Source organism: Alkalicoccus luteus (genome assembly GCF_012034335.1).
GTDB lineage: Bacteria > Bacillota > Bacilli > Bacillales > Salisediminibacteriaceae > Alkalicoccus > Alkalicoccus luteus_A.
On record NZ_JAATHJ010000049.1, the window covers coordinates 1 to 12,435 of the forward strand.

Annotated in this window: 13 protein-coding genes; 3 read left to right on the forward strand and 10 right to left on the reverse strand. The window is 46.2% G+C overall.

Features of this window, described 5'->3' with window-relative positions; translation table 11 throughout:
* Positions 1-650: 650 nt before the first annotated feature.
* From msrB to fumC, 4 genes are all read right to left on the reverse strand, one after another.
* Positions 651-1,088, reverse strand: coding sequence for a peptide-methionine (R)-S-oxide reductase MsrB (msrB, locus tag HCN83_RS17500; protein ID WP_168009659.1), 438 nt, complete (start codon positions 1,086-1,088; stop codon positions 651-653).
* Complete coding sequence (gene msrA / locus HCN83_RS17505) at positions 1,085-1,612, reverse strand: peptide-methionine (S)-S-oxide reductase MsrA (RefSeq protein ID WP_168009661.1); 528 nt, start codon at positions 1,610-1,612, stop codon at positions 1,085-1,087. The genes msrB and msrA overlap by 4 nt, the downstream gene beginning before the upstream one ends.
* A gap of 178 nt (positions 1,613-1,790) precedes the next feature.
* The gene (locus HCN83_RS17510) at positions 1,791-2,705 is read right to left on the reverse strand and encodes a dipeptidase (protein WP_168009663.1); all 915 of its coding nucleotides are present in this window, start codon (positions 2,703-2,705) and stop codon (positions 1,791-1,793) included.
* Positions 2,705-4,093, reverse strand: a complete 1,389-nt coding sequence (gene fumC, locus HCN83_RS17515) for a class II fumarate hydratase (protein WP_168009665.1) — start codon at positions 4,091-4,093, stop codon at positions 2,705-2,707. The genes HCN83_RS17510 and fumC overlap by 1 nt, the downstream gene beginning before the upstream one ends.
* 194 nt (positions 4,094-4,287) lie before the next feature.
* Here fumC and acsA point away from each other — a divergent pair, with 194 nt between their 5' ends.
* Positions 4,288-6,006 carry an acetate--CoA ligase gene (gene acsA / locus HCN83_RS17520; protein ID WP_168009667.1) on the forward strand — a complete coding sequence of 573 codons (1,719 nt, stop codon included), beginning with the start codon at positions 4,288-4,290 and terminating at the stop codon, positions 6,004-6,006.
* A 129-nt stretch (positions 6,007-6,135) separates the two neighbouring features.
* On the opposite strand, the gene pgmB is transcribed toward acsA, so the two are convergent.
* The 6 genes from pgmB to HCN83_RS17550 form a co-directional block, all read right to left on the reverse strand.
* Positions 6,136-6,804 carry a beta-phosphoglucomutase gene (gene pgmB, locus HCN83_RS17525; protein ID WP_168009669.1) on the reverse strand — a complete coding sequence of 223 codons (669 nt, stop codon included), beginning with the start codon at positions 6,802-6,804 and terminating at the stop codon, positions 6,136-6,138.
* Positions 6,805-6,815: 11 nt separating this feature from the next.
* A complete protein-coding gene (locus tag HCN83_RS17530; protein WP_343033767.1) occupies positions 6,816-7,361 on the reverse strand; it encodes a DUF420 domain-containing protein in 546 nt (181 codons plus the stop codon).
* An 86-nt stretch (positions 7,362-7,447) separates the two neighbouring features.
* Positions 7,448-7,618 (reverse strand): hypothetical protein, encoded by a 171-nt coding sequence (locus HCN83_RS17535; protein ID WP_168009671.1) that lies wholly within the window; start codon positions 7,616-7,618, stop codon positions 7,448-7,450.
* Complete coding sequence (locus tag HCN83_RS17540) at positions 7,608-8,822, reverse strand: MFS transporter (protein WP_168009673.1); 1,215 nt, start codon at positions 8,820-8,822, stop codon at positions 7,608-7,610. Before HCN83_RS17540 ends, HCN83_RS17535 begins: the two co-directional genes overlap by 11 nt.
* A gap of 126 nt (positions 8,823-8,948) precedes the next feature.
* A complete protein-coding gene (locus HCN83_RS17545; RefSeq protein WP_343033768.1) occupies positions 8,949-9,803 on the reverse strand; it encodes a patatin family protein in 855 nt (284 codons plus the stop codon).
* Positions 9,804-9,864: 61 nt separating this feature from the next.
* On the reverse strand, positions 9,865-10,734 hold the full coding sequence (locus tag HCN83_RS17550; RefSeq protein ID WP_168009677.1) for a DegV family protein: 870 nt from the start codon (positions 10,732-10,734) through the stop codon (positions 9,865-9,867).
* 166 nt (positions 10,735-10,900) lie between these two features.
* Between HCN83_RS17550 and HCN83_RS17555 the strand changes: the two genes are divergently transcribed.
* Positions 10,901-11,551, forward strand: coding sequence for a deoxynucleoside kinase (locus HCN83_RS17555; protein WP_168009679.1), 651 nt, complete (start codon positions 10,901-10,903; stop codon positions 11,549-11,551).
* Between the two features lie 27 nt (positions 11,552-11,578).
* A complete protein-coding gene (locus HCN83_RS17560) occupies positions 11,579-12,256 on the forward strand; it encodes a deoxynucleoside kinase (RefSeq protein WP_168009681.1) in 678 nt (225 codons plus the stop codon).
* Positions 12,257-12,435 lie beyond the last annotated feature (179 nt).

The window sequence follows — 12,435 nt, forward strand, 5'->3', positions numbered from 1 at the left end:
GGTGGTGTTGGTTTTGTCGCTTACACACAGGTTCGGCGATTTTTTTCTGTTTCCTTCTATAAATTTTTTCTACACATAAAAAAGGGGCTGTCCCGTCGATAATATCGACTTATGGGACAGCCCCTTCCAGAGTGTGGATAAAGTCATATTAGGTAAATAACGTTGCATCTGCCTGTATCTGCGGACAATCGCTTTCCGGAGGGAACGGGCTCGGCTTTCGCCTCGTTCTGATCCTCCCGGAGTCGAAGCCCTTCGATGTAGGCAGCTGGCAGTGCGTGTCACGTACCTGGTTAGGATTGCACGATCGGCTTCCATACAGATAAACCTTCCCGGTGAGACGTTTCAATATTGAATAGAGGTGCCAGTCTCATCGGATTCATGATAAAATTAAAAAAAGCCGTCGCATCTGCCTATCGTGACATTGTTCTCTAAGAATCAGAGTCGTTTCCACGATGTGGCCGGTGTGGCCGTGGAATCAACGCAGCCTGAAAACCAGTGCCGTTCAGATCTGCGAACGACATCAAGGCATACAGGGCTCACCCTGAGAAATAGCTGAAGGCCTGCCCACGGCAGGCTCGGTAAGCAGATGGGAAATACAACCAACCGACTAAACATGTAAGTTGAAAGACTTTTTCAACAGCCTTCTATGCTTACGTCGCATGCCCTGCTTCAATCAACGTTTTATATTCGCTGAATCCTTCCTTTTCCAATTCATCGAACGGGATAAAACGCAGAGAAGCTGAATTGATGCAGTAGCGCAGCCCTCCCGGCGGAGGTCCATCCGGGAACACGTGCCCGAGATGGGAATCAGCTCCGGCACTCCTTACTTCCGTTCTGACCATGAAATGCGTCGTGTCCGTTTTCTCCAGAACTGCATCTTCACGCACCGGCTTTGTAAAGCTCGGCCATCCGCACGTAGAGTGAAACTTGTCCGTTGATAAAAATAATGGCTCGCCGGATACGATGTCTACATAAAGTCCATCCTCAAAAAAATCCCAGAGTTCATTTTGAAACGGCGGTTCGGTACCGTCCTGCTGTGTTACTTTGTATTGCATGTCCGTTAATTCCTGCTTTAAATCTCGTTTCATGCCCGATCCCTCCAGTGTTTCAGCTGAAAGTCCTGTCTTCCGCTGCCCTTCTTATACATTTTATAATGAAGCGGATGCTTGCGGTAGTATTGCTGATGGTACGCCTCAGCTTCGTAAAACGGCTCCGCAGGGCGGATAGATGTAACGACAGGCTTTGAAAACATGCCGCTTTCGTTCAGCTTGCGCTTTGATTCTTCTGCCAGCTGCTTCTGCTCGTCGTCATGATAAAAAATAGCGGTTGTATACGATTCACCGCGGTCATGGAACTGACCTCCGGGATCTGTCGGGTCAATCTGCTGCCAGAACAGCTCCAGCAGCCTTTCATAAGAAAAGACGTCAGGATTATACGTAATTTCAACCGCTTCAAGGTGCCCGGTAGTCTCTGAGCAGACTTCTTCATACGTTGGATTTGCTGTCGTGCCTCCCGAATATCCGGAGACTACTTTTTCTATTCCCGGCTGTGTTTCAAATGGTTCTACCATACACCAGAAACAGCCTCCGGCAAATGTAGCTTTCTTCTCCATATACCCCGCCTCCTTTGCTCAATCCTATCATGATGACAGCTGCAAGGCATGTAATCCGTGCTGAGCCCTTAAATAATATTATGACGTCTCAGAGCGCTGTAAAAGTGGAGCCATCCTTCTCCGCGTCTAGCTTAGGCATCCATAAAAAGCAGCTGCCTTAAACAGGCAGCCGCAGCTTTCATGTAGACTGAAGCATGTACGCTTCTGCATTTCTCCAGCAAATGTTTTCTGCTGTTTCTCTGCCAAATTCCTGTTCCAGCAGTTTCGTGAGCAGCTGTTGACAGGAGGCGTTTTCCAATCCGTCCGGGTATTCCGTTAAGCCGTCAAAATCAGAGCCTAGTGCCAGACATTTTGCTCCGCCGATTTCAAGCATATGATCCACATGCCTTAACAGCCTTTCTGTACCGCCTCCAATAAACTCGGGGCTGTAAACAACTCCGCACAAGCCTTGTCGGTCAAACAACGCCTTCAGTTGTTCATCGTCTAAATTTCTTGCGTGCGGGTGAACAGCATCTGCATTCGAGTGTGTAGCTACGGGAAACGCTGCATCTTTCATCAGATCGAAAAATCCGCGTCTGGACAAATGGGAGACATCCGTCCAGAGCTTTTGTTCGTTCAGCAGACTGACAATTTCCCGCCCAAACAGCGTTAATCCTCCTCCACGCGGTTCTCCCACACCATCGGCAGCTAAGTTGGCATCATTCCACGTCAGGCCGCACGAACGCAGACCAAGCTGAATCAGCGTTCTGAGTTTGCCGATGTCCCCGCCAATCGCATCAACGCCTTCAAGCGTCAGGACCGCACCTGTTTCTCCAGGCTGCAGAAAGCGGACGTCTTCCCATCGACGAAGAGTTTTTACGTCCGGATAACGACAGACAACCTCATGAAACAGTTCTGCCTGCTCCAGTGCATGAATGAATTTTGTTTCGCTGTGCGTTTCAGGTTCGATAAATATGGCGAACAACTGCACCTTCGTGCCGCCGCTCTTTAATGCCGGACCTGATGCAGCAAGCTGACTGCTCTCAAATGATGGCGGCTGCATTGTATGAAGCTGCAGCAGCGCATCACAATGAAGATCGATTACGGGTATCATTATGCTTTTGGCCTTACCATTTTTTCCAGATCGATATATTCATCAAACTGCTCTTCGGTTAGATAGCCGAGCTTGACAGCTGTTTCTTTCAGCGTACTGTTGTCTGCAAATGCCGTTTTTGCAATTTCTGCAGCTTTCTCATATCCAATGTGCGGGTTCAGCGCTGTAACAAGCATAAGAGAATTACGAACGTGCTTTTCGATGATCTCCTCATTTACTTCAATCCCTGCTGCACATTTTTCATCAAAAGATAGCATCGAGTCAGCAAGCAATCGCACGGACTGCAGGAAGTTATAAATGATGACCGGTTTAAAAACGTTTAGTTCAAAGTTTCCCTGACTCGCTGCAAAGCCAATCGCAGCATCATTCCCCATCACCTGAACAGCAACCATCGTTAACGCTTCAGACTGAGTCGGATTTACTTTACCCGGCATAATCGAGCTGCCCGGTTCGTTTGCCGGAATTGTGATTTCTCCGATTCCGGAACGAGGGCCGCTTGCAAGCCAGCGCACGTCATTGGAAATTTTCATTAAGTCTGCAGCAAGTGCTTTTAATGCACCATGTGCATAAACGATTTCATCGTGGCTCGTTAAAGCATGAAACTTATTTTCAGATGAGTGGAATGTTACGCCGGTGATTCTGGAAATATGATCAGCCGTCCTCTTTCCAAACTCCGGGTGTGCATTAATTCCGGTACCAACGGCTGTACCGCCGATTGCCAAGTGACGGAGCTGCTCAGAGGACTGCTGAATCATTTCTTCTGACTTCTCCAGCATATGCACCCAGCCGCTCATCTCCTGCCCGAGTGTTAAAGGTGTGGCATCCTGAAGATGCGTGCGTCCTATTTTAATTACATCATCAAACTGTTCAGCCTTTAGACGAAGCGTTGTTTTCAGCTGCTTAAGCGCTGGCAGAAGCCTGTCATGTACTTCCTGCAATGCCGCAATATGCATAGCTGTTGGGAATGTATCATTGGAGCTTTGCGATTTGTTTACATCATCATTTGGATGAATGGACGTCTCAGCGCCGCTGCTGCGGAATTTTTCGTTGCTCCGAAAAGCAACTACTTCATTCATATTCATATTTGACTGCGTGCCGCTTCCTGTCTGCCATACGACAAGAGGGAAATGGTCGTAATGCTTCGCTTCCCGCAGCTCCTGACAAACCGCCTGAATCATATCAGCTTTCTCAGATTCCATATTACCGAGATCAGCATTAGCCGCGGCACACGCTTCTTTCAGCACGGTGAATGCATCGGTAATCTCGCGGGGCATTGTTTCTGTACCGATTTTAAAATTTTCTGTGCTTCTTTGTGTCTGTGCCCCCCACCATTTGTCAGCTGGGACCTGGATGTCACCTAAAGTATCTTTCTCTGTTCTGAATGCCACGTTCGAACGCCTCCCGGGAGATAATATGTAAACACTTACAATGGATAAAATCCATCTTTAACGTTACCTATTTTTTCGTTTAAAATCAAGAACACAGCGTTTTTGGAAAGAAAAAACATTACTAACGATTGAATTTTCTGAATGATATCGTTATGATGGCTATGTAGGTATTAACATTTACTGGAGGTGTCCGCATGGAAGTTTTAGAAGCGCAACAAGGTACATACCAGCTTGAAGACTATGAGAAAATGCGAGAATCCTTTGACTGGGAGCAGACAAAAGAAGCATTTTCCTGGCACAGGACAGGTAAGGTTAATATAGCTTATGAAACAATTGACCGGCATGTAGATGAAGGACGCGGTAACAAAACCGCTCTTCTTTATTCAGATGCTAAGCGGGAAGAACGCTACACATTTCAGGATATGAAAGATAAAACGAATCAGGCAGCCCATATGTTTAAAGAAATGGGAGTCGAAAAAGGCGAGCGGATCTTCATCTTTATGCCCCGCTCACCGGAGCTTTATTTTGTTCTTTTGGGCGCTATTAAAGTCGGCGCTGTAGTCGGCCCGCTGTTCGAGGCATTTATGCAGGACGCTGTCCGGGCGCGCCTTGAAGACAGTGAAGCTACGACGATCGTAACGACACCGGATCTAGTCTCCCGCATACCGCACGATGACCTTCCTGCATTGAAACGTATTATCGTAGCAGGAGAGCAGGACCTTCCTGCCGGCGACATTTTCATTTCTTTAGACGAGAAAATGAAAGCGGCTTCAACGGATGACAGTGCATTGGAATGGGTTGATCTCGAAGATGGCTTTATCCTGCACTATACATCAGGCTCTACCGGAAAACCTAAAGGTGTATACCACGTTCATCATGCGATGCTGCAGCACTACCAGACGGCTAAATGGGTGCTTGATCTGCGTGAGGATGACGTGTACTGGTGTACTGCTGACCCTGGCTGGGTGACTGGTACGTCATACGGAATTTTCGGCCCTTGGCTGAACGGAGCTACCAATGTTGTCCGCGGCGGACGTTTTTCACCAGATGACTGGTACGGAACGATTGATAAATATAATGTTACTGTCTGGTACAGTGCACCTACTGCATTCCGGATGCTTATGGCTGCACCAAAAGAAACGCTGGATAAACATGATCTCAGCTCGCTCAGACACATTTTAAGCGTAGGCGAGCCATTGAATCCTGAAGTCGTCCGCTGGGGCTGGGACGTTTTCCAGCATCGCATTCACGACACATGGTGGATGACGGAAACAGGCGCAATGCTGATTTGTAATTACCCGTCTGAACCGATTAAACCTGGTTCGATGGGCAGGCCGATCCCGGGTGTGGATGCAGCTATCATTGATGATCACGGTAACGAATTGCCTCCAAATGAAATGGGCAACCTTGCAATCAAAGCCGGCTGGCCGTCACAAATGAGAAAAATCTGGAATAACGAACCAAAATTTAATGAGTATTTTGCTATCGAAGGCTGGTATGTGTCCGGTGATACAGCTTACCGCGATGAAGACGGCTATTTCTGGTTCCAAGGCCGTAACGACGATGTGATCATGACTGCCGGCGAACGGGTCGGACCTTTTGAAATCGAAAGCAAGCTTGTTGAGCATCCGTCTGTCGCAGAAGCTGGCGTAATCGGCAAGCCTGATGAAATCCGCGGACATATTATAAAAGCATTTATTGCCCTTCGATCAGGTGAAGAGGAGTCTGATGAACTGAAAGAGGAAATTCGGAAATTTATTAAAACCGAGCTCGCTGCTCATGCAGTACCGCGCGAAATCGAATTTAAGGATAAACTTCCAAAAACACGCAGCGGTAAAATTATGCGACGCGTATTAAAAGCCTGGGAGCTTGATGAGCCAACCGGGGATCTTTCCACAATGGATGACAATTAATTGTTCACGAAGAAAACCCGCCTTAACCGGCGTGTTTTTCAATTAAAATCGAGCAGCCATCATTCAGCAAAAAAAAGTAAGTAAGCCGGCAGCTTTTAAAAAGCTGCCGGCTTACTCATCAGATGATGATCAGGAAGACGGAACACCAAGCTCTCTTTTTAAACCAGCAAAGGTGATATCTTTGAGGTTTGATATATAAAAATCCGCTCCCGTAAGCATTTCAGGCGATCCAACTGCGACCACTCTCATTCCTGCCGCCCGGGCTGCATCGATTCCGGCCTGTGCATCTTCAAACACAACGCATGCTTCCGGAGCGATACCCATCTTTTCAGCACCTTTTAAAAATACTTCCGGATCAGGCTTCGCTTTCCCCAGATCATTTCCATCTACAACTGCTGCAAATAATGGACTGATTCCGGTTCCTTCGAGAATAACCGAAGCATTTCTGCTTGCAGACCCGAGGGCAAACGGTACGTTAAATGTTTGCAGCTCTCTTAAGAATCCGCGAACGCCGGGCAGCAGATCTTCTTCGGTTAATCCCTGAATGGATTTCAGGTAAGCTTCATTTTTTCTCGCAGCAAGCTCCTGTTTCTCTGCCTCTGTTTTCTCTACCGCTCCGGTTTCAAGTAAAATACGCAGCGACTCTTCCCTGCTGACTCCTTTCAAACGTTCGTTATCTTCCCGTTTAAACTCGAACCCCATGTCAGCGGCCAGATTTTTCCATGCTACATAGTGATATTCTGCTGTGTCGATCAGTACGCCGTCGAGATCAAAAATGACTGCTTCAATTTGTTTCATAAAACTGCCTCCTAAAATGAGTAGTATGGGGAAATCATGACATAGACAACGACGCCAGTGAAACTTACATAAAGCCAAAGCGGCATTGTCCAGCGGACCCATTTGCGGTGAACCGCCCTCATGTCCTTTATACCCGTAAAGAAGCTCATTAAAGCAAGAGGTACAATAACTGCCGCTAAAATAATATGTGTAATTAAAATAAAATAGTAAATACCGGCAAGCAGTCCGTCTCCTCCATAGGGCGTTGATTCAGCCATAAAATGAAAGATTACATAAGAAATCAGAAAGACAGCTGTCGTAGAGAAAGCAGCATAAATAAAGCGCTGATGAAGCGTAATTTTACGTTTGAGTATGGCAAGCAGGGCACAGAGTAAAAACATAAACGTAAACGAGTTAAGCACAGCGTTCAGAAGTGGAAGTCCCTGCACCCACACCGGCAGCGTTCCTGCGTATCCCGGCATAGCAGAGAGGATAACGATAAGTACATTTACGACGATCGTGATGACGATTACGGTACGGATATGATGTTTTTTTAATAATTCCCAAACCTTTTTCACTGTTAATGTCCCCCATTGTACTCGCTGCTATTCATGCAGCGGCATACTCCTACATCAGTATACCGCAGCCAAAGCAGTCGGAACAATTAAAGTTTTTCCGGCTTTGTTTCGTTCGTTTTTTCATTTCTCATACTCTGTCTGATTTTCTCTTCAAGCGATTTCAACTCTTCTTTATTCGCTCCCTGTCCAAATAGTTTCCTCTGTTCTTTCGTAATCAGCTTCAGCAGAATCTTTTTTTCTTTTAAGCTAAGAAGCATGTCTGCGCCTCCTTTTTGATTGATCCACTATATACATAACATAAAATAAGACGGCCATGCCTCCCATAAGTCCTGTTGACAGATAAAAGACAGAGGTGATACCAAATGCACCCGCTGCAAGGCCGCCGATAACAGGACCTGCAACATTTCCAAGAAAGCGAAAACTTTGGTTGTAGCCCAGCACCTCTCCCTGCAATTCAAGCGGCGCTGCCTGACGGATGTATGCTGTCACACAAGGGATTATACCTCCTATAGCAATACCGAACAGGAACCTTAAGACGATAAGCTGCCACAGATCTGTGATGAATGCCTGTGGCAGAAACGTCACAGCTGCGCCGATCAAACAAATGAGCAGGATCTTATCATGACCAAATTTATCCCCTTGAATGCCCCATATTCGTGAAGCCAGCAAATTGCCAAGCCCGGTAACAGAGAAAGCAAGTCCTCCGAGCAGTGCTGCATTCGCAGGATCTGCAAACATGCTGACATACAGGGCAAGTTGAGGCTGAATGCTGAAATTCGCAGTCTGAACAGCAAACGAGAGAACCATTACCATTACTAACATACGGCTTCTCAAAATTAACTTTATGACATCCAGCATGCTCATCGATTCGTACTTAGCACTTTTTTCAGGTGCCTTCTGTTCCTGAACCCCGCCTAACACAAGCAGTGTAGCACAGGCAATAACGATCGATGTGATAATAAACGTGTAAGAAAAACCGACACTGTCCGCAAGCAGTCCGCCTATAACAGGACCAAACAAACTTCCTGAGACGGTACCCATCTGCAGAGTGCCGAGTACCTTCCCGGCTTCTTCACGTGCAGTCTGAGCTGATATTAACGCCATAGAGGTAGGAATAAAGCCGGTTACCAGCCCCATAAAAGCCCTTAATAAAAAGAGCTCCCATACACTCGAAACATATCCCATCAGAAACAGCGATACTGCTACTCCAAACCCAGTCATAACGAGAATCGGCTTTCTTCCAAACCGATCGCCGAAGCGTCCCCACAGAGGGGAAACAAAGAAAGCGATTAAAAATGTAATCCCGAAAATAAACCCTGCCCAGCGTTGAACAAATGCATCCGAGTATGTTCCGAACGTATCTAAATACAGCGCCAGAAAAGGCAGCACCATCGTGGCACTGGCAGCAATAAAAAAGTTTGCAGCCCACATAACAACTAAATTTTTATTAACCTGGTTCATACGGAACCTTCTTTCATGCATCAGTCGTTCTGCACAGCCTCAATCTGTATCAGCTGCATGTCAGTCAATCTGCTTTTTATTATTTCGTGTCACGTAATATGTAACGAAAAAAAACGGCCTTAGCCGTTATTTTTCAAGAAACTGCTTGAGCTCCTGTTCGCGACGATACATTAAGTCATATCCGTGACGATAGAGCTTTTCCAGCCGTTCCTTATTTCGGTCTGTCCGCGTAACGCTGCTGAGATCCTCCGGTCTGATGACAAAAGCTTTCCCCTCCAGCTCTAATTGCTGAACTTGATCGAGCTGATCGTTATAGCAGCGATATCTATTTTCCACAATCTGGATGAGACCGGGGAAACCTTTGTATTTACGCCTGAAATACCACATCCCCCGCTTAGCCGGCTGCTTTCGATATCCGGCTGACTGGGTTAGAACAATTATGTGTTTTTTATTTCCGGCATCAAGTGACTTTTTGAGCGGAATCGGATCGCTGATTCCGCCATCCATCAGCATTCTCCCTTCAAACGGGACCGGCTTTGCTACCATTGGTAAAGAGGAGGATGCACGAAGCAGCAGATTAAAATTCCGGCCTGCATCCGACTTCTCATAATAAATCGTTTCGCCTGTGATGCAGTCAGTTACCCCTACATAAAACTGCTGAGGGGATGAAAAAAACTGCTGATAGTGAAATGGCTGCTCAATATTTGGAATTGTGTCAAAAATGAGATCCATATTGAACAGTTCTCCCTGCCGAAGCAGACGTTTAAATGAAATATATTCCGGATGATCCGCATACCCGATCGTAACTTCTCTGTTCCTGCCGTGCTGACCGGATATATAAGAGGCGGCATTACACGCTCCGGCCGATACACCCACGACGAAAGGCAGCTGAATGTTTGATTCAAGCAGGTATTCGAGTACACCGCTCGTAAACACGCCGCGCATTCCGCCGCCTTCGAGCACTAATCCTGTCTGATTCACGTCTTCATCTCCCTTGCACGACATTTTGTAACATTTTACCGGACTTCATGCCTTCCCGCAACTAACGGTTCTCCACCGTATCCGACGAGGGATCCGTATAGTACATCAGTGCAAGCGCCCCGGGTCCGGTATGCGTACTGATGATCGGGGTGGTATCCACTATCGGAAAGTAGTCTGGCAAATCAGTTTCGGATAACGATTGCTTAAGTTCGCTAGCCAGTTTTTCCGCTCCTGCCTGCGCAATACCTATTCCTTTTACAGACGCATTTTTACAGTCATTTTCAACCTGTTGTTTCATCTGTTTAATCATTTGACTGTACGTTCTCACCTTCGAAACCGGCGTATAAACACCGTCCTGCAGAGATGCAATCGGCTTTATTTTCAGCAGGGATCCTACAAGGGCTCTTCCCCGTCCGATCCGTCCACCTTTTACAAGGTACTCGAGTGTATCCACCATAATGTAAAGCGATGTCCGTTTTCTTACCTGTTCCAGACGATCCAGAATTTCTTCCGCTGATTTGCCTTTGCGTGCCAACTCCACAGCTTCTTTAACCTGAAAGCTCAGTGCGATGGATATAAATGCGGAATTTACTGTATGAACGGTCGTATTTGTCATTTCAGCAGCCTGAACCGCGCTGTTATATGTACCGGACATACCAGCTGACATATGTATGGAAATAACTTCACTCCCATCTGCACCAAGTTCATCGTAAACCTGCTTAAATTCACCCGCTGCAGGCTGTGAACTTTTTGGCATATCGTCAGATTGCTTCAGCTTCTCCAAAAATTCTTTTGCGGTTATATCAACCCCATCCTGATAGGAAGAGCCATCAATTGTTACCGTTAACGGAACTACAGTTACCGATAGCGTTTTCATTTCTTCTGCAGGCAAATCAACAGTGGAATCCGTAACAATTTTTACAGCTGCCATAAAAATACCCCTTTCTGTCTTTCTCTGTCTTGTTAAAGGATACTATATATTCCTGTTGCTGTTAAGTAATGACATAGCTGAAACACAGATTCAGAAACTCCATTCTGAAGCTACGCCTAAGGAGCATGATATGATAAAATGATATCTGCCGCAAAAGGAGGATGTTATGACCAAACAATATAATGCTCCCTTTATTTCTGTAGAGGGTCCGATTGGTGCCGGGAAAACGTCTTTAGCTACCATGCTCAGCAGGCACTATGATTATCATCTGCTTCAGGAAATTGTTGATGAAAACCCGTTTCTCTCAAAATTTTATGATGATATTGAGGAATGGAGTTTCCAGACTGAGATGTTTTTTCTGTGTAACCGATTCAAGCAGCTGGAAGAGCTCTACTCAGAAAAACTCGTCAAAGGGTATCCAGTTATAAGTGATTACCATATTTTTAAAAACCATTTATTTGCAAGGCAAACGCTGCGGGATGACCATCTTGAAAAATACGAACGCATCTTTCATATACTGACCGATGACCTGCCTCGTCCTAATGTCATCGTATATATAAGAGCGAGTCTTGAAACGCTGCTGGCGCGTATCGAAAAACGAGGCAGAGCGATGGAGCAGGCAATGGATCCTTCCTACCTTGAACAGCTGTCTGCTGACTATGATCAATTTATGCGTGACCATCAGCGGGTGTATCCGGAGATTCCAGTCATTACGCTTGAGGGCGATACGTTTGATTTTGTTTCTCGTCCGCATGACTTTAAACGGATTCTCGGCATGGTCGATGAAGCTATACAGAAAAAACAAGCCTTATTTTAAAATTACAATTGCAAAGGATGTTACATAATGAACTCTATTCCGCACAAGCTCAGCAGCCGATCCCTGATTACGCTCGCCGGTACTGTCGGTGCCGGTAAATCCACGTTAACGAGAACGCTGGCTGAGGCACTTCAGTTCACGCCTGCATTTGAAAAGGTGGATGGTAATCCCTATTTAGAAGATTACTACGCTGATTTCAAAAAATGGTCGTTTCACCTGCAGATGTATTTTCTCGCCGAACGTTTTAAACAGCAAAAAGCGATGCATGAAGAAGGGCTGGGATATGTGCAGGACCGGAGCATTTATGAGGATGTCGGTATTTTCGCGAAGCTTCAGTATGATCAAGGCAATATGTCCGATCGGGATTTTGATACGTATCAGTCCTTGTTTGAAGCGATGGTCATGAATCCATATTTTCCTAAGCCGGATGTACTCGTTTATATTAACGGTTCCTTTGACAGCATCATGCGACGGATTCAAAGCAGAGGCCGGCAAATGGAAATTGACACTCCTGTATCTTTTTGGGAAGACCTATATACGAGATACGAAACATGGATCGAATCGTTCACGGAATGTCCGGTTCTCCACCTGGATATTGATTCCTATGACTGCAGCGATCCTGAATCCGTCAAGGAAATTGTTCATGCACTGGAAGAACTTCAGAACGCTCCCGCCGGAAGGCATTTACTTCTGAACGGCTCCTGACATTCGGGAAATACTAATAAAGGTGCCGATCGAAAAAAATCGATCGGCACCTCAGAGTGTGGATAAAGTCATTTTAAGTGAATAACGTTGCATCTGCCTGTATCTGCGGACGCTCGCTTTCCGGAGGGAACGGCCTCAGCTAACCGATTCCTCCTGCTGTCGGAAGCGCTGGATCTTCG